The organism is Shewanella sp. 8A, from assembly GCF_023475945.1.
GTDB classification, from domain to species: Bacteria; Pseudomonadota; Gammaproteobacteria; order Enterobacterales; family Shewanellaceae; genus Shewanella; species Shewanella xiamenensis.
In genome coordinates this window covers 33,437-59,512 of sequence record NZ_JAMDJP010000016.1, presented here as the reverse complement: position 1 = coordinate 59,512, position 26,076 = coordinate 33,437, and the positions used below count along the sequence as shown (strand labels likewise).

Below are 26,076 nucleotides of genomic sequence, written 5' to 3'. Positions count from 1 at the left end.
TTTGTAAAAAGTCTAGTCGTAACAAATCTAAACTCTTTCCTCGTTTGCTCAAAAAGGGCACTTTCACAGCCCGTGTTTTTGTCAACACTCCCTTAACCTCCATTACTGGGTTCCTGTAACTCAAACTAATGGAGAATGCGATGATCAATTTCAAGCCTAAACTTCCGGCGTTGCTGGGAGCTTTGGCGGTTCTTACCGCTGGAGCTGCTCATGCAGAGTTGCTGGAATATACCTTCAAGGCTCCAAATGGTGCCCAAAGGTCTCTGCCTCCGAATGCTAACTATGCCAACCCGACGGGCAACGTTTCGTTTGCCTTGAGTGCCGGTATCGACCGAAAGGTCAAGATCTCGGTACTTCGGTCGGATGGAACAGTGGTTTCGACAGCGACCAGCCACCTTCTTGGGGCTACAGATCGCATTACAGTAGGTGGAAAATCCTACTATGGTGCGGAACTTCAACTACCAGCTCCTTCCGAGGGAGTCTACAAACTAAGGGCCGAAATACTGGCGTCAGACGGAAGTTCCGTTCAGACTGATGAATACCCGCTTCAAGTCGATACGACAGCGCCAAGTTTGGCAAACGTGACAGTAAAAGGGGAATGGATCCGGGCGCTTTCTGATGGAACGCTACTGCTAGGTCCTAACCGATTTTCAGGTATAGATGTGTCTGCATCTGATGCCGGTTCTTCGGTTTCCTCTATACAGGCGTATGCTGTAGATAGCAAAGGCAAGAGTAGTCCTGTTGTCTCGGTTAATTACGCCAACGGCCAAGGCCAGTTGTTGAACTGGAGCACTGTGTTCCCTAATGGGGAGGATCGATATACGCTTCATTTCGAGGCCCTGGATAAAGCAGGGAACAAAGGGTCAATAGCCTATCCTATTGCTTGGGATTCAGTAGGTGCAAAGTCTGGAGAGAATCCTGAGCCAGTAGCAGTGTATGACCCTAAGAACCCGCAGGCCTCAACTTTTAAGGTTAATGGTCAGGCCCTATCAGGTTTTGCGCCTTATCAGAACGGAATGACCATTTATTCCGATACCTACAGGGTGCTCTACCGGATACCCAAAACAAACTCCTATCCTTCTTCACCTTACGGTGCTCAAAGCGGTAACTGGTGTGATTATAAAAACTGTATTGAAGGCAATATCATTGCCGAAGACGGTACATATGATTATCGGCAGACGCAAGCTGATGTATTCCAGCAACATGGGACAAAAACTAAGTCGTTTATTATTTACGACTGGGTTATGAACTCTCTTGGTAATACATCCGTCAGTGTGAAAACTGATCCATCGGTTAGCTTGGCTCCCAACGGTAAGTATGTTGAATATCTTAGGGATGATGGTCAGTGGGTCCGCGGTGAAACCATTAATATGAGCTCAGTTAACCATTATAAAAAACTGAGATTTCATGTTGAGCCGAGACCTTACGCTCAGGAGTTATGGGGAACTTGGTTGCCTACTACTAAAATTCCGGCAAATGCTTCTTATGCAGAAGTGGATACGGATATATCGTTCAGTGGGCGCTCATGTTCGTGGCCTGGATATTGGTCTCGACCGGAAGGGAAGCCTGAACTTCCGTCTGATCGGATTGGGGCATCGTTCTGCTATGACCTTAACCCTCCTGAAATTGCTGGGTTAGAACGAAATGGGCGGATTTTTAAAGCTCATTTCCGTGAGCCTGATTCATTTGACGGATGGGGTGTTAACCAGTGGGTTATTTCTACCAACTCAAGTGCGTCTGCGATAACCTCGACTGGCGAAGAACGTCCGTTGTCTCGTACTGAAGTTCTTCGTAGTAGCACAAATGATTGGTTTTTCACATTTTCTGCTGAGAATCTGTCAGAGGGCACATATACCGGCATATCTCTCGTAGCTAAAGATGCTTTCGGTAATGAGGTTAAGCAGGTATTCACTGGCTCCCAATATGCTATGAGCATAGATAATTCAGCGCCGACACTAACCGTATCGATCAGTGATGGAGCACCAATCCAGTCTTTGGATGATGTTGTAATCACCTTGACTGATACTGCCGACCCGAGTCCTAAGCTGACCTCTATTGCCCTCGTCGGAGGCCCAGCCGATGACAAGGTTCAGTTGTCCTGGCGCGAAGAGTCGAAAGGGCGATTCCGCCTTGAGTACCCGGTAATGTTCCCGTCTTTGAAAGAAGGGGAATCTTACTCGCTGACTGTGGCGGGAGAGGACGCCCAAGGCAACGCGGTACAAAAGGCTGTTGGCTTCGAGTACAAGCCTCGTCAGGTGATGTTGGCGGATGGTATGGACGGGAAGGTCATGATTCCTGCTGTCACTCATGAATTTGTTCATGCGGATGGCAAACGGATCATTGAGACTAAACCGCTGACGCTCAGTGATGGTGCTGTCGTGACAGGTTCATATGACGTGTTTGCGACTCTCCGCTCTGATGCACAAGTGCCGCTGGTTGTTAATGGTGTTCGCATCGAGCCGGGCCAGACAATGGGAATCATGAGCCAACATGATTTTGGTGCATCAGGTGGACGCTTGAGTATCCCTGTTAAACCTGCTGTACCTGATGAGGTAGGCTCTTCCAGCCTTCTTGTCATGACTTCTGCGCCGAACTCACCCATCCTGGTTGTAGACATCAATACTTGGAAAGGTGCAGCTAAACTCTCTGCCGAGTCATGGACAATTCGCCAGGTTATTGACCCGGTGAAAATCTATGCCTTACCAGAACTTGGCGTTCCTTGCCGGTTTACTACGAAAGCAGATGTGGCTATGGCCGCAGACCCGATTCGTGATCCGGTATGTTTGCTCCAGTGGGACAGAACTCCGGATGAAGCGGAACAAACGACACAGGACAACAACGGTATGAAGGTTGCTGGACTGGTCGGTCAGGCGGTGAGCATTGGTGAACAACCTGTCGAATATAGCCTGTACCTGTTCAGTGGTGATGGCTCCAAGGTGAAGGTTGGTTCAGGCTCTCAGAACCTGACGGTAACTACAGCTTATGGTTCTGTTAGTTACACCCCGATAGATGATATTGCTCAGGTGAACCGCGTTATTGAAGACTTTAATGTGAACTTCAAACAGTCCAAGGGGCCAGACTGTTCGATTACCCTCAATGCAGATCGTGCGAAAAAAGAGGCTGCGAGCAAGGCTGTCGGGAGCGCTAGTCGCGCCTGTCTATTTGAGTGGCAGCAGATCCCTAATGGATTGGTTCAAGACCAATTATCGGAATCACCTTATCTGTCGGGTTCCTTGGCTGAGAATGGTGTACATCCTATGGGGTGGCGTGTAAGCATCTTTACCCGCAATGGAACTCGGGTGACGTTGAATGATGAGATCTTCAACATTGAAGCTGTTGACCCCCCAGCACCGACTGTTGCTCTGTCCTCAAAGTACAACTTCAAAAACAACATCTACATGGTGCCAATGACCGGTAACTATCTTGGAGACGTAATAATCAACTCTGAGCGAGCGGCACTGGACATTTCCATCTCGCGCAACTCAAGCGTCCTGGAGTCTGAAACTTTCTCTCCAGGTAGTGGGGCATACAACAAGGTGTATCGTCGCATCAATACCGATGAGAGGCCTTTGTGGGAGGAAACTACCTACAAAGTGAATGCGACTTACAATAAGGTGCCTGATGTTAAGACGGAAGTTGTTTACAAGGCTATAGCCGCACCTTCCGATAGCATCCGCCCTATCGTTGAAGTTGAAGGTGATACTGCTATTGATACCCAGGCATTGCCTATCAAAGTTCTCATTCGTGATCAGTACAAACCTGATGGTGGTTACGATGAAAAAACTATGGGGAAATGGAAGGTACGGCTTATTCGTCAGAAAGTTTACAACGAGACCGAGCCATTAACAGACTTTGTTTTTGCAGAAAATGGCGAAGCACAGTTTTCGGTAAATATCAAAGGCGTAGATTCGTCCTCGATTCGTATCGTTGCTGAGGCTGTTTTGGAAAGCCCTGTTGAGGGGTATAACCGAACAGAGACATCTCTTAGACCGGCTTTTTTGACTGTTCTAAAAGGTGGCGCTATTGGTGCTGATGTTCAGTCACGCAAACTATCAGGACAAGCTCCGTTCACGTCGGTTTTTAAACTAGCGCTGAATGATCGTCAGGATGTGCGTGCTACGGGAAAAGTTATATGGGAAACCAGCGCTGATGATGGAAAAACATGGGAGCAGTTTACTCCGGAGGATCGCTATAAGTATCAACTTGTTAGAACCTTTGAAAAAGGAGAGTACAAGGTTCGCGCTAAAGTGTTTAACATTAACTCTGGAGCAGAGCAGTACACTGAGGTTGTTAGTATCATCGCATACGATAAACCAAAGATTTCGGTTTCTGGCCCAGCGACTTTGTTTATAGGAAGTGAAGGGCAGTACATCGCAAATCTAACGTTGAATGACGAAGAAATTAAGGATAGCGATGCGATAGTTGAATGGTCTACAGATGGCGGGAAAACATACTCTGAGACAGGGAAAAACATTACTCTGTCTAGCGATGAGGTAACTAGGTATCGCTTGTGGAGCAGAGTTCGTTCAATCTCAGCCCCACCGGATGACAGCTACGCTTATGAGACGTCAAAAATGTCTGTTGACTTTGTTGCTGTTAAGCCTCCTCGCCCTAGAGTAACTGGACCAAGCCTCATTGAGACCGGTAAAGTTTACACTTTCAAAGCAGAAACAAGTCTTCCTTATCGTGGTATGGAAGTGACAATGAATGGATTCTTTACACTACCTAACGGGACAATCGTTAATGGAGATACCCTTGAGTATACGCCTACCGAATCCGATCTCAGTCAGAACAATATTGACATTAAATATACTGTTTGGATTGAAGGATACCGAGAAAAAGGGGCCGAGGCTTCTCATAGTTTGCGAACCCGAGTCTGGCAATATGTTTGGCCCAAGTTCGGAATGCAGGTCAGGGTTGACGCGAGCGTTGCTCCGGCGACAGTAACAGCATCAGTACGTGCCATTGCATTTAATGGAAAACTAGAAGATCCAACCTACGATTGGGACTTACCAAAAGGTGTCATTATTGAAGACCAAAAACAAGGAACCTTGCGGTCTTTTGTTGTAAATGAGCCTGGTGATTATACCATTAAGGTGAATATCCGTGATGCTAGAGGGCATGAGTTTGTTATTGAACAGCCTCTTAAAGTTGGACAAGCTGCACCTTATGTAGTTGATCTTCAATATTCAGGCTCAAACCCGTTCGAGCGAGAGCCTCTTGATGTTTTACTTCGTCCATATGTTTCTGGAGGTCATCCAAAAGATCGTATTGCTTCTCGGTTGTTCTCTGTCAATGGAACACTAATTGACGGTGGAGGGTATTACGTTAGAACTCGCCTTGGAGCTGGTGAGCACAGCATCAAGCTAAAAATAACCTCTGAAATGGGGCATGAAGCTGAGGGTGAGGTGAACATCAATGTAGCCGAAAATAAACTGCCAGCATGTAGCTTGAGCTCAAGAGAAACTGTTGGTTCGTGGATCGTCTATGCGAGCTGCGAAGACACCGATGGTCGCATGAAGTCCTATGAGTGGACCATTGCTGGAGAGTTAAAAAGTATCAGTTCTGATCGATTAACTATCAGCAAGGGCTCATATGAAGCGATGCCAACCATTTCTTTGGTTGGGATCGACGACTCTGGAGGCCGGTCCGAAGCTGTCACTATGAACTAAGGTTCATCCTTCCAAAGCCCGGTTTTAGACCGGGCTTTTTTGTAACTCGCTGGAGTTGTCCAAATTGGGCTATTACAGAGGCGAGTCTGTTCCCATCCCCCAGATACACTGCCCAGCATCCAGTAATCCAATCTTAGGGGATAAACATGCGGACAAAATTACTTGGGGCGATGATGGTGTTCGGGATTATTACCGGCACTGCTCATGCGTCATCGAAATTGGAAATCACCGATCCAAGAGCAGCAAAGATAGAGGACATCGTGAAGCTGCCCATTCAGGGGGTTCGAGCCGTTCAGAGTGACGGACAAATAATGTTCCTTTCCGAAAACGGCCGTTTTGTTATTTCAGGACAAATCTACGACCTTTGGAGCAAAAAACCACTCAACACTATGTCCCAGATGCGCGATGTGGCAGAGCGTATTCACTTCAAGAACATGGGCATGGACGTGGACTCGCTGAACACCCTCTCGATGGGGCACGGTGACAAAGAAGTCGTGATATTTGTCGATCCTCGATGTGCTGTTTGTCACAAGCTCATAGATGAGTCCGAGTCGTTGGCAGATGAGTACACCTTCAAAATCGTCGTAATTCCCGCTCTGGGAGCTGAGTCTAATCGACTCGCCAAGAACTTGTACTGCGCGAAAGACAAGACTCATGCGCTCGATGCGCTGATGAATAACACCTTGGGCACACTTTCTTCAAAAGAAAATTGCGACCCCGGTCAGTATGACCAAACGCTGTTGACAGCCCACTTCATTGGGATTGAAGGAGTTCCGTTCGTTGTTGCTCCTGATGGCCGCGTTAGTAAGGGACGCCCAAAGAACATGAAATCATGGTTGGAGAGTGCTGAATGATCGTAACCATTAAAAAGAAACTCCAAGAAACGTTGATCCCGGAGCATTTGCGAGCTGCCGGGATTATTCCTGTTTTGGCCTATGACGAAGACGATCACGTCTTCCTTATGGACGACCACAGCGTTGGTTTTGGCTTCATGTGTGAGCCTCTATGTGGTGCCGATGAAAAAGTTCAAGAGCGGATGAACGGCTTCCTGAACCAAGAATTTCCATCTAAAGCCACGCTCCAGTTTGTTCTGTTCCGATCACCGGACATCAACCAGGAGATGTATCGGATGATGGGGTTGCGTGATGGATTCCGTCACGAGCTTCTGACATCTGTTATTAAGGAAAGAATCAACTTCCTACAGCACCACACTACTGACCGCATATCTGCCAAGACCAACAAAGGCACCTACGACAATGGCCTGATTCAAGATCTCAAGCTGTTTGTTACATGCAAAGTTCCAATCAATAACAACAACCCGAGTGAAAGCGAGCTCCAAAACCTCGCCCAGCTCCGCACGAAGGTAGAGTCGTCACTTCAAACCGTTGGCCTTCGCCCTCGGACCATGACTGCTGTGAACTACATCCGGATCATGAGCACAATCCTGAACTGGGGGCCTGATGCGTCGTGGAGGCATGATGCTGTTGACTGGGAAATGGATAAGCCTATCTGCGAGCAAATCTTCGATTACGGCACCGATGTAGAAGTCAGTAAGAACGGTCTCAGACTGGGTGATTACCACGCAAAAGTCATGTCAGCGAAGAAACTGCCTGATGTTTTCTACTTCGGTGATGCGTTGACCTATGCAGGTGATCTGAGTGGCGGTAACTCCAGCATCAAAGAAAACTACATGGTCGTGACCAACGTGTTTTTCCCCGAGGCAGAGAGTACGAAAAATACTCTGGAGCGAAAGCGACAATTCACAGTAAACCAAGCCTACGGACCCATGCTCAAGTTCGTGCCGGTGCTTGCTGATAAAAAGGAGAGTTTCGACACTCTCTATGAGTCCATGAAAGAGGGATCTAAGCCCGTCAAGATCTCTTACTCGGTGGTCTTGTTTGCTCCGACCAAAGAGCGTGTTGAAGCTGCGGCGATGGCAGCACGAAACATTTGGCGTGAATCTCGATTCGAGCTGATGGAGGATAAGTTCGTTGCTTTGCCGATGTTCCTCAACTGTCTGCCATTCTGCACCGACCGTGACGCGGTAAGAGATCTATTTCGCTATAAGACCATGACAACCGAGCAGGCCGCTGTAGTGTTGCCGGTGTTTGGTGAGTGGAAGGGAACTGGGACCTACCATGCTGCGCTGATTTCGCGCAACGGCCAGCTCATGAGTTTGTCTCTTCACGACAGTAACACGAACAAAAACCTGGTTATTGCTGCTGAATCTGGCTCGGGTAAATCGTTCCTTACCAACGAACTAATATTCTCCTACCTGTCCGAGGGAGCCCAGGTTTGGGTTATTGATGCCGGTAAGTCTTACCAGAAACTTTCGGAAATGCTCAATGGTGACTTTGTTCACTTTGAAGAAGGGACGCACGTTTGTCTTAACCCGTTCGAGCTTATACAAAACTATGAAGACGAAGAGGACGCGATTGTCAGCCTAGTTTGTGCGATGGCCTCAGCGAAAGGCCTATTGGATGAGTGGCAGATCTCTGCGTTGAAGCAGGTTCTTTCTCGTCTTTGGGATGAGAAAGGCAAAGAGATGAAGGTTGACGACATCGCTGAGCGCTGTCTCGAAGGTGAAGATATGCGACTAAGAGACATTGGTCAGCAGCTCTACGCCTTTACGTCTCAGGGCAGCTACGGCAAGTATTTCTCTCGTAAGAACAACGTCAGCTTCCAGAATCAATTCACTGTACTGGAGCTCGATGAGCTGCAAGGGCGTAAACACCTCCGTCAGGTTGTGCTACTCCAGCTTATCTATCAGATCCAACAGGAAGTATTCCTTGGTGAACGTAATCGCAAGAAGGTCGTCATCGTGGATGAAGCATGGGATCTGCTCAAAGAAGGTGAAGTATCTACGTTTATGGAACACGCCTACCGGAAATTCCGTAAGTATGGCGGTTCAGTTGTTATTGCAACCCAGTCTATCAACGACCTTTATGAAAACGCTGTTGGCCGCGCCATCGCAGAAAACTCGGCCAGCATGTACCTGCTCGGCCAAACCGAAGAAACCGTGGAATCCGTTAAGCGTAGCGGTCGTCTGACCCTTTCTGAGGGCGGGTTCCACACCCTCAAGACGGTACACACCATTCAGGGCGTGTACTCAGAAATCTTTATTAAATCGAAAAGTGGTATGGGGGTAGGACGCTTGATAGTGGGCGACTTCCAGAAGCTGCTGTATTCGACAGATCCGGTGGACGTTAACGCCATCGACCAGTTTGTGAAACAAGGCATGAGCATCCCTGAGGCTATCAAAGCCGTGATGCGAAACCGTAAACAGGCTGCATAACCAGGGAGACATTAATGGACATTAAATCAATCGTAATCGCTGCCGTTCTTGGTGCCGCTGGTGGCTTTGGTGGTAGTTACTTCGTAATGAACGAACAAACGGCAAGTATCCATGAGCGCTTAAATCAAACTCCGCCTGTAGTCGTGGTCGATTTTGCCAAGGTTGCGTCTGCATATCCTGCTGGAGCTTCTCAAGAGGAGTTGGAAAAACTGATGGTTAATACCAATAACGCGATTTTGAAGCTGAAAGACGCAGGGTATTTGGTGCTTGATGCAAGCACTGTTGTCGGTGCGCCAAACGATTTGTATCTCCCAGAGGAGGTGCTGAAATGAGATTTCATCTCACTAAATATTTCGTCAAAAAGGAGTCCTGGAAGCGCTTCGCTGTTAAGGCTGGAGTGACTCTTCTTATTTTGTGGGCTGCTGGTGCAGCTTTTGCCAGTCGCTACCGAATCGGCATTGATCCACAGCAAGAGAAATGCCTGCCAGGTTATACCTTCTTCCTCATTGATCTCAAAGACCAGTCATTGGAGAAAGGGGCTGTGTACGCCTTTAGTGCGAAGAACATGGAGCCTTTTTACAAGGACGGGACCCGCATGGTCAAAATCCTAACAGGGATGCCGGGGGACAAGGTGGAGATCAACGATAAATGGAAGATCACCGTCAACGGTGATGTCGTTGGAGAAGGACTCCAGCTTGCAGGAAAACTGCATTTGCCAGAGAGCCATTTTTACGGCAAATCCACGTTGAAAGATGACAACTACTGGTTTATGGGCAAAAGCTCTTTCAGTTTCGACTCACGCTATTGGGGGACTGTGAAAAATGATCAAATCATTGGCCGCGCATATCCCCTGTTCTAAGACCGTTTTAACGGTATTGATGCTTTCTGTAGCTGGTGGGGGAGTCGCTCAAGAATCCCCGCTTACAGAGCAGGACAGGGAGCTTATTGAGCAAGGAAAACAGATAGCCGAAAGAGCTCAGAAGATGGAAATGCCGTCTTTGTTGCAAAACCAACACATGGACCAGGCTCAGGCCGAAGCCAAGACGTTTTTCAAGCAGCTCCAGTCTACCAACCAGACACTAAAGGAAATGCAGCTCAAGCAGGCCGAGAAAGGTATCTATACAGATCATCGGATACTGGTTTTCGCTTCACTTTCTCTTGGCGAACAGGGGCTAGATGATGTCTTAACGGCAGTGTCAGGTCAGCCTGATGCTGTGGTTGTATTCCGTGGTATTCCGGAGGGGATGAACTTGGGGCAGGGGGTAAAGGCTATTCAGGCGCTGGCGGCCAAGAAAGACCCTGTGCCGAACATCATCATCAATCCTACATTGTTCAAAACGTACAAAATAACAGCCGTCCCGACGATTGTTATGATCGAAGATGAACCGTTGCCGGGAGAGCAGCCAAATGTTGTTGCCCAAGTGTCTGGTTTGTCCGATCCGGTATGGCTTGCTCGTGAAGTTGATAACGGCGAGAAGGGTGATCTTGGTGTCAGGGGGCCAGTAGAGAAGATAGGTGAACCTGATCTTATTGATGTTGCCAAGAAACGCCTTGCCAATATTGACTGGGAAGATAAGAAGAAACAGGCTGCTGAGCGATTTTGGACCAAACAGAACTTCAATGAGCTGCCCAGAGCGTCTAAAGCTCGAACCAGAGAGATTGACCCCAGTGTGATGATCACCAGTGACATCAGCACTCCTGACGGCACCGTGTTTGCTCATGCTGGTGATGTGATCAACCCGCTGTGCGACCCGAAAGAAGTTTGCAAGCCAGGAACTCGTACATTCACCCAGGCTGTTGTGGTTTTCGACCCATTAGATAAAAAGCAAATGGAGCTGCTCGCCAAAAAACTGCCTGAAATTAAGCGGGAGCCTGGCGTACAGAGGATCACCTACATCGCTACTTCGTTCGATAAAGACAAAGGCTGGGATTCTTACAAGAGTGTCACCGACAACTTTGATGCACCGGTATATCTACTAACTCCTGATCTGATTACTCGTTTCGAGCTGGAGCATACTCCGAGCGTGATTACCTCCAGAGGCAAGATGTTCGTAGTCCGCGAGCTGGCCGAGGAGGGCGATGAATGATTTTTGCCCCGGCTTTCCAACCAATCAAAGATGTCGGTACTGGTTCGTTTGTCGCTGCTGAGGTATTGGCTCGCTGGAACGACGAAGGCCGGGTTCTTACGCCATCCAGTCTGTTATCTCAACCTCATTGGGGGCTGGTGGACATGGAAGTGGCAAGGTTCATCCAGAAAAACCTACATCAATGCTTGGATTTATATCCGACGCTTTTTCTTAACGTCTCAGAGCACACTTTGCGCTCTGATGTCATTTTCAAAGCATGGACAAGGGTTATTCATGCCATAGCGCAAAACCACTCGGGCCGTTTTGTGATTGAGATTACAGAGGGCATTCAGGATGCGTCACTTGCATCCAGATGGGATGCGTTGATCGAAACTGGAGTTGAATTAGCCCTTGATGATTATGGAGATAAACACTCATCTCTGGAGCGTTTGAGTGGTTATCCCTGGCGTTACTGTAAGTTTGACGCGAGAAGGCTTCGCTCTCTCGAAGATTACCCAGCTATTGTCCATTGCCGAAGGAAAGGTATTCAGTTAATTGCTGAACAAGTAGAAACCTTTCCTTTAGGCGAGAGCGCCAAATTACTTGGATTGTCATGGCAGCAAGGTTTCTTTCATGGAAAGCCTGCTGTTATGGATAAACATTTGAATAACGTAAAGGCCTTACCATGATAAAAAAAATACTACGAATCATGACCGTAAGCGCGGTCTTTTGGGTTAACTCGGTGTCGGCTGACCCTGGGTGCCAGAATGCAGAAGTTATCGGCGGTAAGCTGATCACAGACATTTGCTGGAGCTGTATTTTCCCCATCAAAGTAGCTGGGGTTCCTATAAGTGGAGGTGGCGGCTCGTTCCCAAGTGATGCAGTCACTTCACCATTGTGTGCATGTGATGACAATCTTGGTGTCCCTCGGCCAGGTGTCACTACGTCCATGTGGGAACCTGCAAGGTTGGTCGAATTTCAGAGAGTACCTGGATGCTCATCAGTGTTGAATGGGACTCGTTTCCCTTTTGATAGAACTAATCAAGGACATCATGGGATGGGGGATATGGATGGGGGGGACGGATCGTTTATGCACTATCACTACTATGCTTTTCCGTTACTTATCATGCTTGACCTATTCATAAAGCAAACATGTAACGCTGATGGCTATATGGATCTCGACATCATGTATATGTCGGAGCTTGACCCTACTTGGAACAATGATGAGCTGGCCTTTTTCACTAATCCGGAAGCCGCCGCTGTGGCGAACCCAATTGCGGCTGCTGCATGTACTACTGATGCAGTTTCATCGACAGCCGGAAAACCTCTCAAGCAACTTTTCTGGTGCGCTGGTTCTTGGGGGACAATCTATCCGTTTAGTGGCAACCAGAATGGAGGTAAAGGCGTTATTCGTGATAGTAGCCTCCTGAGCGCCCGTGTTCTCGCGGCACTTCATCGCCGTGGCCTAGCGTGGAAAACAATGGGCTCAGATGCTATGTGTCGTGGAGTTATCAGCCCGACACTACCCAAAACCCAGTACAAGTTCACTTTGCTCCATCCTGTTCCTGAAACTAACTCATCCCATGTCATGGGTGAATCCACTCTTACCTGGGGGCTGGCGCGTACTATACCGGCAATTGGGCAAGACCCTATCTACACCATCTGGCGATGGAATGATTGCTGCAACAATTAATCAGCACCAAACGAATCTGAATGGGCGTTTTTGATTATGCCCCAAAAGGGCCACTACACGTACAGGTGGCCCTTCTCTTCTCAGATAGCATGGGAAGGTTAAAATGGAGAACACAATGCGAAGTCATAATTACTTTATGAGAGCTGTGGCCTCGCTGTTGACAGTAACCATGTCTGCGCTGCCGATACATACCTATGCTAACGGTAGCCAAGACCAGGACATCACAGCGGTAGGTAAAGAGGCCCAGGCTTTCGGACAAAACCTCTCAAACTCATTCAAGTCGAGCTCGGGGACTGTGCAAAATGGCACAATCTCTATGCCGACGTTGAAAGATGGTCAGTTCCAAATGAATGGGGGGAGCCAGATTAATGTCAATGATCTGTTCCCAGGAACAAGCGGTACTAACAATAAACCGGACAGTTATTATTTCCCTGATGCCAACAAACCTGACGTTGGAGGGCTACAGGGTATTTATGACTCTGGGGATAACATGGACAGTGTTGGGAATAGCGCTAAAGGGTCCCTTTGGGGCGACGCCAATAGTGCTAATCCATCTATATCAGGTGCAGCATACAAGGTACTTCTTGATGCCTCCAATCGTTCGCGTCCAGATTTTAGTAACGACCCCATTCTCAACCTAAGTAAAAAAACTTATGAGGATATGGATCTTATTGCTGAGGGATTCGGAGATTGTTCAGCAGAAACAACGATTAGTCAGGGAACTATAAATACTCACGTTCCCGAATACGAGAGATGCCAGCGAGTGATTAAGCCGACTGGGGACTGCGATATAATTCACTCTGTCGGGGTCAGCAGTACCGTAGAAAACGTATATGTCGCTTCACAAGGTAGAACATGGTTCACTGTACAATTTGATCTAAAAAATGGGTCATGGAAGGCGGTATCGCCATCAGATGGGGAGCGAAAGGTAGCCCAAATCCCTACAGTTGATTACAACGCTATGTGCAGCGGGGCTGTAAATTTCAAAACAGATCTTATTGGTTCGTGGGATTGGCCTGAGCATGGCATCCCAGGAAAGATCGACTCCACTGTTATTTATAGGGTAAATCAATATCCCACTTGCGATAATGGGTTGGTAGGGGTTGTACAAATACAAGATACAACGGCTTCTGATGATCTTGATTGGGTTCTTGGGGGTAGATTTTCATTTAGATTCACAAAGCAAGAAGAAGATAAATGGATACCTCAATCCTGCATTGACGATGCTAAAAAGCTACAAGACGGTTTCTGTTCCGGGTCAATAGATGTGGTTGAAGGTGCTCGGAATGATGTTGACTGCATTGTTGTAAATGGTGCAACGATATGTCCTGGGGATTCATTTTATAACTCTTTAAAACCTTCACCACTTCCAGGTATTCCGAAATTAGCGCAAAAAGTAAGGCTATCTAAGTTGCAGTGTGACTTTAACGTTGGTCAGATGGAATGCTGGACTGACCCTCAAGGGGTTGAACACTGCCCAAATAATGATGGTTCTAACTTAAACTCTTGCTCTGCTCTAGAAAGTAATCCCCAGTGTGGCTTCATCAGCTCTGAATGTGTTGATGGTGCCGCAGGTTCTTCCGGACAATGTTATGTGTTCAAAGATACCTATGATTGCGGTACTGATGTTGATGTCCCGACGCTAGAGAAAAATACAGAGTTTCAATGTGGTGGTCCAATCCGCTGCATGGGTGATGACTGTCTCGATATAACAAAATCTCAAAGTGCAGACTTTGCGAGGGCGACGGCATTATTAAATGCAGCACAGTTCTTAACTCAAGATATGAGCTGTACCGACAGTGCAACAGAGGAAGGCGGTGATGGTAACGTTGACCAAGGGTGTACGGTATTTGGTGGGGAGGCAGGTGAATGCAAAATCGCTGTCGGTGGAGTATCTGACTGTTGTGAAAAACCCACTAACATATCGCTTGCTGATTATCTGAACCTCATTATGGCCGTTCCCAAACTCGATGGCGCAGTTATGGGGTTGACGGATGGCAACGCGCTCAAAGGTGCTTATCAGGTTCTTAGGGAGCCAGCCCTTCAAGGGTGGACAGAAGTCACAAAACCGTTCACAAGTTATATAGAGAACGTTTCTGGCGCTGTTGATTCATTCTTCCAGCCTGTAGAGCAGTTTGTTGATCAGCTCATTGACCAACTCAAAGAGCAGGTCAAAGAAGTAATGATGGATGTCATGAAATCAGCAGGCCAAGATGCGGCAACAGAGCAGGCTGCCGCCGCAGCGTCCGAACAAGCTGCCGAAGCGATGATGGAATCAGCGGCAACCTGGCTTAGTACCGCTATGACTATATACACCGTATATGTTGTCGCAATGGTTATGATCCAGATGATTTATGCGTGTGAGGAAGAAGAGTTTACGATGAATGCCAAGAGAGCATTAAAGAACTGCACTTATGTTGGTTCGTATTGTAAATCTAAGGTTCTTGGTGCTTGCATTGAAGAACGAGAAGCATATTGTTGTTTCAATTCGCCGCTATCTCGCATCATTCAAGAACAGATCCGTCCTCAACTGGGTGAATCATTCGGCAGCCCTAAAGAACCTCAATGTGGAGGTATTCCTTTAGAGAAGGTGGCTGAAATTGATTGGAGTAAGATAAATCTTGATGAGTGGTTAGGTATATTACAACAAAATGGAAAATTCCCAGATCCAAGTTCTATAAACCTCGACTCACTAACTGGATCTGGCAACGACTTTAATATTGATGGAACTCGTAAGAATTCACAGGAAAGAGCACTTGAGCGATTACAAGGTATTGATGTTGATGCTAAACGTAGAGAAGCGACAAATAGTATAGAGCCTCAAACTGGAGCTCCGACAAGTGGCGGAGGAGAGGGATAAAAAAGGGGCCGAAAGGCCCCTTTTTTATGTCGATTGATTACGCTTCCGGGTAAACAAATAGCTCTGCTTTTCCCTGTTCAAGGAGATAAGGGAATGCAACTTTTTCGCCATTCTCCAGCTCCACTGATTTCGGAGCAAGGTAGAGGTAGGTCCAAGCCGGTAGCTGCTTGCTGATGGCTGCATAGATCACCTGTTGAGGGGCGTGGCTGGTGGTTCCATTACCGACATTCACAAAGTTGTACGCGGTCTCATGACCTGATGTAAACGCATAAGCCGCACCTTGGACACTAGAGACAAAATCAGGAGCTACACCGAGGCGAGGCTCAACGAGCTTCACCTTGACTGAACACATGTCAGCCACTTTGCTTTGTCCGTTCACCCACGTCGAGCAACCCCATTCGTTTTTGTAGAACTGATAGGTGAGGCGGCCATCTTTGTCATACAGAAGCGTGAAATCGGCACCCAAGTCGGTCAGCGCTGACTCGATGGAAACTTTCACATGTGAAAGAAATTTGGCTTGAGCATCTACCGGTGAATTGGCTTCTTTTGCTGGCATCCATGCAACCAAGCTGTTACGGGCGCCATGCTGTTTAGGGCCAATAGCCCAATTCGCAAGGTTCACTAAGCCACCTTGCCAGTTTGTCATTCCAAGCTGAGGTGAGGTGTAACCAGATAGCACGTAAGCTGCACCAAACGTCTTTGTGTCAGTAAGACGCTCCAGCTTATCACGAGGAACAGAAGCGTCCTGGATACCAGTGACCAGACCACCAGCCTCTGCAATGTTGTAGGCGCGACTGTGGTTGGCTTTATAAGCTGAGGGTTCGTAGTTGCTGCTGGTAGATGCACAGCCAGACAGAGTTGCTACAGCCAAAGCTACGGTTGTGATTAATGTTTTGTTCATGTTGTTCTCCGTTTTGCCTGAGTTGAATCTGATTTACTTCGATAATATCACAGCATCATAAAATGCAACCATAAAAGACAAAAAAAGCCCCTCAGGTGAGGGGCAAAGGTTTGGGCTGGGTTATGCTGCTTTCGTTTTTTCGGCTTCGTCTGCGATTTCTTTGTCGCCAGTTTCAGATTCAGGAGCTGCTTGTGCCACTTCACCTTCTTTACCTTTGGTGTGTGCTGAAATACGAGCTCGTTTCTCGATGCCGATGATGCGACCTGCCAGTTTGATGAGGCGCTGTTGCCACTGATAGGTAGCGTCAGTACGCTGCTTGCTGGTCAGAACGGTGTTTAACCAGAGTGTATCAACGATCCCCATCAGTTTGTCCAGCTTGCGGATCAGATGCGCGAACTGGGCAACTTGGGGAGAGTTAATCTCGATGGTGTATTCGTTCGGGTTGGTATAGCCCGGCATCATGTCGATGCCGTTATCTTCCATCAGTTTGTTAAGTTGGGCGGTGGCTTTGTCCAGATCTTCGGAGACCTTGGAGATTTGTTCCAGGATGACTGTTTCAACCTGGTCGATTTCATCCTGCTCACCGATGATACGAAGGATAACGTCGATGGAGAACAGAGAGTTGGAAACTCGCTCAAAGCTGCGCTCCATGACTCGCTGAGCCTGGAGGCTATTCACTTTCAATACTTGTTTGAAAATAGGGCGAGAGTAGTGGTTGCTACGGTCGCTGTTTGTGTCCACTGCTGCTTGTGCTTCTGCCATTAGAGATACTCCTAGATTTGAGGTACAGATAAACGCACTGGAAAGGATAAATGCGGTCAATCTGTAACCTGACATCCCAAAGTGCCCAAAATGGACAGTTACAGCGTTTTCTCTTGAGCAAAGGTGAGTTATATTTGAACCATCTTAGTCGCTCTGCGGCTATAGGTGAGATAGCTGGTCTCCAAAAACAAACAGCATCTAGCTTTATGCCGTATGGCATTACTTAACCCCAAACCGGGGGCTTCTCCCGGTTTCCGGGTGTTGCCCCTGATTTTTTATATAGGAGCAACACCATGCACATCATCACTTTCATTGTAGTTCTGCTTGCATCTCTGGGCGCACTGTACGTTGGCGCGAAGGTATTTGCATTTTCCTTCATCGCTCTCGCTAAAGTGTTCCAGCGTATCGGTTTGTTCCTTTGGAACAAATTCGCAGTTCCTGCAATGCGGTCTGTACAGGCCGTCATAAAAGAACGTGCTGCTAAGGCTGAGCAAGCCAAGGTAGCCGTTGAACCTGAGGTAACTCAAGTTCAAGAAGCCGCTAAACAAGAACCTGATTGGGATTATCTCGAAATCCCTACTTACCTTCGTAAGGGTAAGGATCTTGTTTGGTAATTACTGTCGCTGAGTAATCTTCGACACTTTCAAACCCATCGGGGCAATCATACCCCGACGGGGATGTTGCCCCTTTTTTGCTTAGGAGCAACATCATGGAAATCGCTATCATCGCTATGTGTATCCCTACTGGTTGGGCAATCTCTCGTCCTTTCGTGAGAATAGCTGAATCGTTTGGCTACTGCTGATAGTCAACGAAAAGAGAGGGGGAACCCCCTCTCTTTCTGGTCAAGCCTCTGTGGCTTGTCCTCAAAGTCTTCTGGTTTCAGTTTGCTTTGACGACAAGCTACAGGGGGAATGTCGAATGCAACAGAATCTTCATGTTTACGACGATCAAGCAGGCATCATCTATCTAGCTGATGGACGCGAGGTGAAATTTGATCCGAAACTGTATTCCAGCGCCTACCTGGCGCACAGCGAAGCAGTGAAATGGGCCAAAGAAACTGGGGTCATTGGTCAAGACGACGATGTGGTGATGTTCGTCCATTGAGGGAGTAGCCTCCAGGAGAGGCTACTCTTCTCTCTCAAAGAAGTCTTCTTACTTATGGTAAAGCCATCAGTAAGCAGATTTTGTTCTCTTCGGAGAGCGAAAACGTGCGATAGCTGGTCGCCAAAAACAAACAGCAAATTAACGTTAATTTACTAGCCCAACCGGGCGCATCCTCCCGGTTCGGGACGTGGTGCGCCTGTCAAATTTAGGAGCGCACCTATGTCTCAATATACTCAATTCTCAGTAAGCAAGGTTTTCGGTATGCCTAGCATTCCGGAGAAGGTAACTGCCATCGGCTATGCTGACGGCTCGCACCCTTTTATCCCTGCCACTGATACCAACTACGTTTTCCGCAAAGAGTTTCTGCGAGAGGTTTTGGCCTATCTCAAAGAACCTGGCGGTGACGCACTGTTCGTAACCGGCCCTACCGGGTCTGGTAAAACCTCTGGTATCACCGAGATCGCTGGTCGTCTCAACTGGCCTGTTCAGCAAATCACTGCCCACGGGCGGATGGAACTGACAGATCTGATTGGACATCACGCTCTGGTCGCGGAAAAACCAGGTCAACCACCTGTCATGAAGTTCATGTATGGACCTCTGGCAGTTGCTATGCGTGAAGGTCATCTACTCCTCATCAACGAGGTGGATTTGGCCGACCCTGCCGAGCTGGCTGGTCTCAACGATGTCCTTGAAGGGCGTCCTCTTGTGATCACTCAGAATGGTGGAGAAATCATCAAACCACACCCAATGTTTCGTGTGGTCGTTACTGGTAACTCTACGGGTTCCGGTGATGCTTCTGGTTTGTACCAGGGGGTGATGATGCAGAACCTCGCAGCTATGGATCGCTATCGTTTCACCAAAGTAGGGTATGCGGATGAGGAAGCTGAACTCAGCATTCTTGGCCGTGTTACTCCGAAACTTCCGGAAAATGTACGGAAGGGAATGGTTCGGATTGCTAATCAGGTCCGCAAACTGTTTCTTGGTGAAAACGGTGAAGATGGTCAGCTAAGCATCACCATGTCCACCCGGACGTTGGTGCGTTGGGCGAAACTGTCTCTTGCGTTCCGAGGTGCCCCAAATGCTCTTGAATACGCCCTAGATCAAGCTCTGCTTATCCGTGCGGCCAAAGAGGAGCGTGAAGCCATCCTGCGTGTTGCGAAGGATGTGTTTGGGGACCAATGGCGCTAAGGGGTGACGCATGAAGAAAAATCACTGTTTGTGCCGTCGTTACACATTCAAAGATGCGGTAACGTTGGAAACATTCGAGGTATTTATTGGCTACAAAGCTCTCCGGGAGCCCAGCTCCTCGGAGCCAGGCCAATTCACGATGGTTAAGCTAAACCGAACCGTCACTGATGGGAAAGCTGAAAACTGGTCTGAGACAAAACTCGAAGGACCTTTTGAAGCCAACGGCCCAGACACGATCCCAATGTCCTATAAGGACAAAGAAAGCCAGTATGTGTCACAGTTTCTCAGCCAGGGGTACACCTTTCTGGATGAGGTGCTGGTAAACGCAGAGACACAGACTGTGCTGGAAAGGGGAAATGTTTCAGCCGAACAAACAACCAGATTAGGATCTCTAAACTGGCTGTTGTCTCCGCCCTCTGAGTTACCTCCTGGCGACATAAACCTCTTCAAAGGTTTTGTAGCTGGGATATTTGCCAAAGGAGCCAGTTTGATCGGCTTTGAGGTTGCTCGGAATGAAGGCTCTAACGACTTGCTGCCCTGTGTGCTAATGCGTACAGACAGCGGTTATGAGCTTGGGGTGAGCACTGGTCTTGGCGAGAACACTATCCATCCAGCAACGCTGGAAGGCGCTGGTGAACTCCGCCCTGAACATGGTCACAAACCCCTGCTGATGTTGGTTTACCTACAACAGCGTTTCGCGGATGACTTTTCAAACGTTGATAAGCCGCTGGTGGCCTTCTGTGATGAACAGGGTATCACCTTCGACTACGAGCGTTTTGATTCACTAAACCCCCTCATTGAACGGTTTGGTTTCAGCTACGACGAAGTAAGAGCGGATGCAGAAAGGCTTGGCCTTGTATCTGAGCTGATTCGGCTGGCAGAGATCGACTCCGAACAAGAGGATCACTTTTTTTAACCCTAACGGAGGCTACTCCCTGTTAGGAAAGTTGGCTCTGTCCAAATAACTTGGCTGGCGGGTAACACCGCCAGTTCTTACTAAACCCTACGGGGGCACCGATGCCCCGATGGGGTCATGGTGTCCTCAAACCGTTCATTAGTGAATAGGAGAAACACCATGTCTGATAGCAAATCTCTTGTAACCCGTATCGCTGAACGTTTTGGTGTTGACACCCGGAAGTTCTATGACACGTTGAAGGCTACAGCGTTCAAACAGCGAGATGGTAGCGCACCGACCGATGAGCAGATGATGACGCTCTTGATCGTGGCTGAACAATACGGCTTAAACCCTTTCACTCGGGAAATCTATGCGTTTCCTGATAAGCAAAATGGGATTATTCCGGTTGTAGGCGTTGATGGTTGGAGCCGTATCATCAACGACCATCCCCAGTATGATGGCGTCGAGTTCGTTTACGCGGACAAGATGATCAGAATGCAAGGCGCGAACGTTGAGTGTCCTGAGTGGATAGAATGCGTGATTTACCGTAAGGACAGATCTCGCCCTATCCGGATCAAGGAGTTCATTGACGAAGTTTACCGAGAGCCAGTGCAGAAAAATGGGCAACACGGCCCTTATGTTGTCACTGGTCCTTGGCAAACACACACCAAGCGTCAACTCCGGCATAAGTCACTGATCCAGTGTTCTCGTGTCGCTTTTGGCTTCTCCGGTATTTATGACCAAGATGAAGCTGAACGTATTCGTGAAATGGAACAAGCATCAGCCATTAACCCGGCTATTGCCAACCTCCCTTCACCGACGCAAGTTCATAGCCAAGAGCCTTTGGCTATCGAGCATAAAGAGCTTGATCCGATCCTGACCAAACTCGCAAATCGCGCTATTGCTGAAAAAGCATGGTCTGCGGCGCATGAGTATGTGAAGGGACGGTATGAAGGTTCGGAATTGCAATATGCGACTCAATTTCTTCGTGAGAAGGAATTGGATCAAATGGAGCCACCGAAGCCTGACTACCAGGAAACGCATGAGCAAGAGCCCATCATCGCTGGTGGCCCAGCTAATGCAAAGCCTGGTGCCGATGAAGTGCCGCCTTTGAGTGACGTGGACATGATCCCCGTAGCAGAAGAGGAGGGCACAGAAGGGCATTACTACTAACCCCAACGGGGGGGACTCCCCTGCTGGGGGAGATCTCCCTCCTAACCACTGGAGAGAGGTCCATGAAAATAGTCAACCTATCGCAACGCGAGGAAGATTGGCTTGATTGGCGGCGTCAAGGTGTAACAGCCACTGACGCCGCTATCCTGCTCAACCGGTCTCCGTACAAAACACGATGGAGACTGTGGGCCGAGAAGACTGGGTATGCGCGAGAAGTCGATCTGAGTCTTAATCCGCTGGTTCGCCGGGGGATAGAAAACGAAGATGCCGCAAGACGTGCTTTTGAGGAGAAGTATGATGATATGCTCCTCCCTGCCTGTGTTCAATCGGTTCAATACCCGCTCATGAGGGCCTCCCTGGATGGCCTGAGAGATAACGGGGAACCCGTCGAGCTGAAAAGCCCGAGTGCTACTGTATGGGAAGATGTTTGTGCTGAGAAAGCAAACAGCAAGGCATACCAGCTTTATTACCCGCAGGTGCAACACCAGCTCCTGGTTACGGGTGCTAAGCAAGGTTGGTTAGTCTTCTACTTTGAAGGACAGATAAAGGAGTTTCCAATACTCCGAGATGAAGCCATGATCAAAGAAATCTTGGCTGAGGCTAAAAAGTTCTGGCAACAGGTAGTAGACAAGAAGGAACCTGATAAAGATCCAGAGAGAGACTTATACATACCGCAAGGTGGTGAGGTCAATTGTTGGATTGCTGCTGCTGAGGAATACCGCCTCTATGATGCTGAGATTCAGGAGCTTAAACAGCGACTGACTGAGCTTCAAGAAAGGCAAAAACCTCATCTCGAAACCATGAAGTCCCTCATGGGGGAATACTTCCATGCCGACTACTGCGGCGTGATGGTGACGAGATACAAAGCGGCTGGTCGGGTAGACTACAAAAAACTGCTTGCTGACAAAGCATCAGGTGTTAAGCCTGAGGATATTGACCAGTACAGAGAGAAGTCATCCGAACGGTGCCGTGTAACGGTTACAGGTTCGGTGAAACCACGGTACATTGTTGATGAGGACGTACTTGCTCCTCTTGATGATCTGCCGGAAGAAGTAGTTACATGCTACTGGTAAGTGGGGGATTTTCCCCCGCTTTCCCTTGGAGATTCTGAGAGTCTTCAACGGAAAGAAGATTTTGTTCTCTTCGGAGAGCGAAAATGTGCGATAGCTGGTCGCCAAAAACAAACAGCAAATTAACGTTAATTTACTGGCCCTACCGGGCGCATCCGCCCGGTTCGGGACGTGGTGCGCCCCCAACTTTTGGAGTGCATCATGACTAAAGTGAACCATCTACAAAGCCTTTGTGTTATCCACGTTGACTTTGACATTTGGAGCGGACAAACCCGTTTGTCTGCATCTGACCTCAAGCTGGGTGAGGGTGGTGAAATACCACCTGAGAAAGTCGCTCAACTAGGAAGTAAAAAAATCTGTGATCCGGCGAAGCTGAAAGGCTTTCATCGCCTGAAAACAGAAACTCGTCGTCTCCTACTGAAATTCGGTATGCCGTTTATGAACGGATTTGCCGTCCCTGTCAGCAGGACCGATGAAATCTGTAACAAGCTGAATGACATCAACTACCAGTTCAACCAATTGAAACAGGATTTCATCAACGGTTATAACAAAGCTGTGGATGAATGGTGTCAGGAAAACCCTGAATACGAACGAGCCATACGCGCTGGAGCCCTTCCAAAGGAAACGGTCGAAGAGCGAATTGGTTTTGAATATCAGGTGTTTATGATTCAGCCGGTGAACGAGGATGAGGCTAACGCTAAGCGTCTTAACCGCAAGGTTGAGCGTCTTGGTGACGATCTTGTCTCCGAAGTAGTTCAGGAAGCAAATAAGTTCTATATGGAACGTCTGGCAGGTCGAGACCAATGCGCGGTTACGACACGTCAAACCCTCCGTAATATCCGCGACAAAGTGGATGGGCTTAGCTTCTTGAACAGCGCTTTTAACCCTTTGGTCAATCTGCTCGATCAGACCCTTCGTGGCTACGAGCAACATGCTGATGGTCGTAACATCGTTGCACCTTTCTTTTATCAGGTCGTGGCCGCAGTGCTGATCATGAGCGAAAGGGAACGCATCGAGGAGTATGCCAACGGTTCGATCACTGTAGAGGGAATGGCTCTTAACATTGGTGGTTCGGAAGCCCATATGGGGGACCGTTCTAAAAATGAAAAAGCCGGACTGGAAAGCGATAAAGCTGGTGAGTCTGCCCTCGTATTAGAGGGTGACAACACTGTGCAGCAACAGGTAGGTGGTGCTGGCGCTGTTCAATCTGAACAGACCAACAACGGTGGTGACGCCGTTGACGTGGATGAAGACATTGACAGTTTCTTCAAGAATTTTGCAGAGCGAGGTGAGGGCGAGTCGGAAGATGACCCCAATGCCGGTGATGCTGTTCAAGATGAATACGTTGATGTTGAGGATGAGCCTGTTTTACCTGAGGAAACTCTGGTAGTACCCGATCCCATCCAAGAGGAGCCTGCTACGGAGCCTCTCAACCAGGAACCGCCTAAAACTGACGATGATGGTGACTTGTTCTTTTAATAGTCACTTCAACTAAACCGACCCGGAGGGGATAGCCATCCCCTCCAGGGGTGGACTATCTCCTTCTCAATCAGGAGAAAAGATATGTCCAAAAAACGCACCATTTACAGCGCTCTACCTATCGTGGCCGCAGCCTATGGTGAAAAACTCGGTGTTAAAGTGGCAATCGGTAACGATGATGCTTATACCGACGGTAAAACCATCGTGGTTCCGAATATCCCCGACGACTATCCAAATATGGATGCTGTTTGGGGGTATTTGGCCCATGAAGCCGCCCACGTCCGTTTTACGGATTTTGGTGTCGAACGCCGAAGAGGCCTTCATGCTGAGCTGTCCAACGTTTTGGAGGACTGCCGTATTGAACGCGCCATGATGGATCTCTTCCCAGGCACTTCACAAACCCTGAATGAAGTCGCTCGTTATATGGCTCAAGCTGGTCATTACGAGCACGTCACAGATAAAGAGGCTCCAGCCTCCATTCTGACAGGGTTCTGTTTGTACTGGCTGCAAACTAAGGCTGTTGGGCAATCTGTCCTGCAACCCTATCTCGATTCGGCTACTACCGTATTCGAGCGAGTGTTTCCTCAAGGTGTTGTGGTTCGGTTGAACGCTTTGCTGCGTAAAGCTGTGAACACGAAATCCACCGCAGAGGTAGTATCCTTGGCCGACCAAATCATCAAGATGATCGAAGAGGAAAAGGAAAAAGAAGAGCAGAAACCCAAGAATGGTCAGGACGGTAACAACCAACAAAACGCTGGTGGAGACCAACCTCAGAACAATCAGGGTGGAAGTGGTAATGATCAGAACCAAGGGCCTAGTGCCGGAGGCAGTGATCAGCAAGGCAAAAATCAGAAGCAAGATGAAGCTGGCGGGAAGTCTGATCCGAAAGGACAGAGCGACCAAGCTAAGTCAGATGCTGATGGTGGCAGTAAGGCAGGACAAAGCCAGGCTGGTGGTAATTCTGACGCGGCGAAACAAGACGCGGCCAAAATGCTACAGCAGGTTCTGAATGCCGGTGCCGGTGACTTGCGTGGTGACGCGCATGACGCATTAAAAGCCGAGCTTAACCGGGTGGCTCAGGATAAGGGGGATAACAGCTATATGACTGTTCGCTCCGCTGTAGATACCCAAAACAATCCTGCTGTTGGCAAAAGCCTTGTGGGGGATGTGAAGAGCACCACTTCAAAGATAAGAACGCAGCTTTACGGATTGGTTCAGGCCAGCCAGCGAGTTGCTCACCGTAACCAACGTTCAGGGAAGCGTGTGGATGCTCGGAAACTACATCGTGTAGTGACGGGTGATACTCGCGTATTCCTCAAGCCGGAAGCCAAGAAGCGCCCTAACACGGCGGTTCACATCCTGGTTGATATGAGCTCCTCGATGGCCTACAAGGCCGCCAATGGAAAGGAGCGTCAAGACATTGCGCGGGAAGCGTCTTTGGCTATTTCGATGGCCCTAGCAGCGATCCCCGGCGTAAACCCGGCTGTTACCTTTTTTGGTGGCAATCGGAACCAACCAGTGTTTAGCGTCGTTAAGCATGGAGACACTGTTCAAAATCGGGCCGGTCGATTTGGGTTCAAAGCAACAGGCGGCACTCCTATGGCGGAAGCCATGTGGTATGCAGCCTTTGAACTCACCAAGACCCGTGAAGAGCGGAAAATGTTGATCGTGGTGACTGACGGGCAGCCTCAAAGCGCTCCGGCATGTCGCTCTGTGATTGACCTCTGTGAACGAAGTGATGTTGAGGTGATCGGTATAGGGGTAGAGACTACCGCAGTATCAGGACTGTTCCAAAAGAACATTGTCATTGATGACGCGGCAGCTTTACAACGCACACTGTTTAAGTTGATGGAGCGGTCATTGACTGCTTTTGCGGCCTAACAGGAAGTGAAACGATAAACGGCTATCCCTTCGGGGG

Annotated in this window: 18 protein-coding genes and 1 pseudogene; 17 read left to right on the top strand and 2 right to left on the bottom strand. The window is 48.5% G+C overall.

Going from position 1 to position 26,076, the window contains the following annotated elements:
* Positions 1-140 precede the first annotated feature (140 nt).
* The 9 genes from M0413_RS13640 (at position 141) to traN (ending at position 15,586) form a co-directional block, all read left to right on the top strand.
* Positions 141-5,672, top strand: coding sequence for an Ig-like domain-containing protein (locus M0413_RS13640; RefSeq protein ID WP_249554577.1), 5,532 nt, complete (start codon positions 141-143; stop codon positions 5,670-5,672).
* Between the two features lie 146 nt (positions 5,673-5,818).
* Positions 5,819-6,526, top strand: coding sequence for a DsbC family protein (locus M0413_RS13635; RefSeq protein ID WP_249554575.1), 708 nt, complete (start codon positions 5,819-5,821; stop codon positions 6,524-6,526).
* Positions 6,523-8,967 (top strand): type IV secretion system protein TraC, encoded by a 2,445-nt coding sequence (traC, locus tag M0413_RS13630; protein ID WP_210146626.1) that lies wholly within the window; start codon positions 6,523-6,525, stop codon positions 8,965-8,967. Before M0413_RS13635 ends, traC begins: the two co-directional genes overlap by 4 nt.
* 14 nt (positions 8,968-8,981) lie before the next feature.
* Positions 8,982-9,299 carry a hypothetical protein gene (locus M0413_RS13625; protein WP_013141553.1) on the top strand — a complete coding sequence of 106 codons (318 nt, stop codon included), beginning with the start codon at positions 8,982-8,984 and terminating at the stop codon, positions 9,297-9,299.
* Complete coding sequence (locus tag M0413_RS13620; protein ID WP_022635546.1) at positions 9,296-9,826, top strand: S26 family signal peptidase; 531 nt, start codon at positions 9,296-9,298, stop codon at positions 9,824-9,826. Before M0413_RS13625 ends, M0413_RS13620 begins: the two co-directional genes overlap by 4 nt.
* Entirely contained in the window at positions 9,789-11,054 is a 1,266-nt protein-coding gene (locus M0413_RS13615; RefSeq protein ID WP_113847800.1) for a TrbC family F-type conjugative pilus assembly protein, read from the top strand. The genes M0413_RS13620 and M0413_RS13615 overlap by 38 nt, the downstream gene beginning before the upstream one ends.
* Positions 11,051-11,722, top strand: a complete 672-nt coding sequence (locus M0413_RS13610) for an EAL domain-containing protein (RefSeq protein ID WP_249554574.1) — start codon at positions 11,051-11,053, stop codon at positions 11,720-11,722. The genes M0413_RS13615 and M0413_RS13610 overlap by 4 nt, the downstream gene beginning before the upstream one ends.
* On the top strand, positions 11,719-12,726 hold the full coding sequence (locus tag M0413_RS13605) for a TraU family protein (RefSeq protein ID WP_113847801.1): 1,008 nt from the start codon (positions 11,719-11,721) through the stop codon (positions 12,724-12,726). The genes M0413_RS13610 and M0413_RS13605 overlap by 4 nt, the downstream gene beginning before the upstream one ends.
* A gap of 115 nt (positions 12,727-12,841) precedes the next feature.
* Positions 12,842-15,586 carry a conjugal transfer mating pair stabilization protein TraN gene (gene traN / locus M0413_RS13600; protein WP_249554573.1) on the top strand — a complete coding sequence of 915 codons (2,745 nt, stop codon included), beginning with the start codon at positions 12,842-12,844 and terminating at the stop codon, positions 15,584-15,586.
* Between the two features lie 37 nt (positions 15,587-15,623).
* Here the strand turns inward: traN and M0413_RS13595 are convergent, their stop codons facing one another.
* Together M0413_RS13595 and M0413_RS13590 are read right to left on the bottom strand one after the other, a co-directional pair.
* A complete protein-coding gene (locus M0413_RS13595; RefSeq protein WP_249554572.1) occupies positions 15,624-16,487 on the bottom strand; it encodes a hypothetical protein in 864 nt (287 codons plus the stop codon).
* Positions 16,488-16,607: 120 nt separating this feature from the next.
* Positions 16,608-17,249 carry a hypothetical protein gene (locus M0413_RS13590; protein WP_071681740.1) on the bottom strand — a complete coding sequence of 214 codons (642 nt, stop codon included), beginning with the start codon at positions 17,247-17,249 and terminating at the stop codon, positions 16,608-16,610.
* A 293-nt stretch (positions 17,250-17,542) separates the two neighbouring features.
* Between M0413_RS13590 and M0413_RS13585 the strand changes: the two genes are divergently transcribed.
* From M0413_RS13585 to M0413_RS13550, 8 genes and pseudogenes are all read left to right on the top strand, one after another.
* Positions 17,543-17,863 carry a hypothetical protein gene (locus M0413_RS13585; protein ID WP_013141561.1) on the top strand — a complete coding sequence of 107 codons (321 nt, stop codon included), beginning with the start codon at positions 17,543-17,545 and terminating at the stop codon, positions 17,861-17,863.
* A 304-nt stretch (positions 17,864-18,167) separates the two neighbouring features.
* Positions 18,168-18,353, top strand: a complete 186-nt coding sequence (locus tag M0413_RS13580) for a hypothetical protein (protein ID WP_154398366.1) — start codon at positions 18,168-18,170, stop codon at positions 18,351-18,353.
* 219 nt (positions 18,354-18,572) lie between these two features.
* Positions 18,573-19,541, top strand: coding sequence for an AAA family ATPase (locus M0413_RS13575; protein WP_022635552.1), 969 nt, complete (start codon positions 18,573-18,575; stop codon positions 19,539-19,541).
* 10 nt (positions 19,542-19,551) lie between these two features.
* A complete protein-coding gene (locus tag M0413_RS13570; protein ID WP_089140447.1) occupies positions 19,552-20,457 on the top strand; it encodes a hypothetical protein in 906 nt (301 codons plus the stop codon).
* A 159-nt stretch (positions 20,458-20,616) separates the two neighbouring features.
* Positions 20,617-21,417 (top strand): annotated as a pseudogene (gene bet, locus M0413_RS13565) (phage recombination protein Bet); the annotation flags it as partial.
* Positions 21,418-21,671: 254 nt separating this feature from the next.
* The gene (locus tag M0413_RS13560) at positions 21,672-22,682 is read left to right on the top strand and encodes a YqaJ viral recombinase family nuclease (RefSeq protein ID WP_089140445.1); all 1,011 of its coding nucleotides are present in this window, start codon (positions 21,672-21,674) and stop codon (positions 22,680-22,682) included.
* A 198-nt stretch (positions 22,683-22,880) separates the two neighbouring features.
* Positions 22,881-24,158, top strand: a complete 1,278-nt coding sequence (locus M0413_RS13555; protein WP_071681732.1) for a DUF3150 domain-containing protein — start codon at positions 22,881-22,883, stop codon at positions 24,156-24,158.
* Positions 24,159-24,242: 84 nt separating this feature from the next.
* Positions 24,243-26,039 (top strand): VWA domain-containing protein, encoded by a 1,797-nt coding sequence (locus M0413_RS13550; protein ID WP_089140443.1) that lies wholly within the window; start codon positions 24,243-24,245, stop codon positions 26,037-26,039.
* The last annotated feature ends 37 nt before the right edge of the window (positions 26,040-26,076 follow it).

Coding starts and splice junctions, on each gene's coding strand:
- M0413_RS13610 (WP_249554574.1), top strand. CDS start 11,051: ATGATTTTTGCCCCGGCTTTCCAACCAATCAAAGATGTCGGTACTGGT.
- M0413_RS13570 (WP_089140447.1), top strand. CDS start 19,552: ATGAAGAAAAATCACTGTTTGTGCCGTCGTTACACATTCAAAGATGCG.
- M0413_RS13580 (WP_154398366.1), top strand. CDS start 18,168: ATGCAACAGAATCTTCATGTTTACGACGATCAAGCAGGCATCATCTAT.
- M0413_RS13620 (WP_022635546.1), top strand. CDS start 9,296: ATGAGATTTCATCTCACTAAATATTTCGTCAAAAAGGAGTCCTGGAAG.
- M0413_RS13635 (WP_249554575.1), top strand. CDS start 5,819: ATGCGGACAAAATTACTTGGGGCGATGATGGTGTTCGGGATTATTACC.
- M0413_RS13590 (WP_071681740.1), bottom strand. CDS start 17,249: ATGGCAGAAGCACAAGCAGCAGTGGACACAAACAGCGACCGTAGCAAC.
- traN (WP_249554573.1), top strand. CDS start 12,842: ATGCGAAGTCATAATTACTTTATGAGAGCTGTGGCCTCGCTGTTGACA.
- M0413_RS13575 (WP_022635552.1), top strand. CDS start 18,573: ATGTCTCAATATACTCAATTCTCAGTAAGCAAGGTTTTCGGTATGCCT.
- traC (WP_210146626.1), top strand. CDS start 6,523: ATGATCGTAACCATTAAAAAGAAACTCCAAGAAACGTTGATCCCGGAG.
- M0413_RS13585 (WP_013141561.1), top strand. CDS start 17,543: ATGCACATCATCACTTTCATTGTAGTTCTGCTTGCATCTCTGGGCGCA.
- M0413_RS13550 (WP_089140443.1), top strand. CDS start 24,243: ATGTCCAAAAAACGCACCATTTACAGCGCTCTACCTATCGTGGCCGCA.
- M0413_RS13555 (WP_071681732.1), top strand. CDS start 22,881: ATGACTAAAGTGAACCATCTACAAAGCCTTTGTGTTATCCACGTTGAC.
- M0413_RS13615 (WP_113847800.1), top strand. CDS start 9,789: ATGATCAAATCATTGGCCGCGCATATCCCCTGTTCTAAGACCGTTTTA.
- M0413_RS13595 (WP_249554572.1), bottom strand. CDS start 16,487: ATGAACAAAACATTAATCACAACCGTAGCTTTGGCTGTAGCAACTCTG.
- M0413_RS13640 (WP_249554577.1), top strand. CDS start 141: ATGATCAATTTCAAGCCTAAACTTCCGGCGTTGCTGGGAGCTTTGGCG.
- M0413_RS13605 (WP_113847801.1), top strand. CDS start 11,719: ATGATAAAAAAAATACTACGAATCATGACCGTAAGCGCGGTCTTTTGG.
- M0413_RS13560 (WP_089140445.1), top strand. CDS start 21,672: ATGAAAATAGTCAACCTATCGCAACGCGAGGAAGATTGGCTTGATTGG.
- M0413_RS13625 (WP_013141553.1), top strand. CDS start 8,982: ATGGACATTAAATCAATCGTAATCGCTGCCGTTCTTGGTGCCGCTGGT.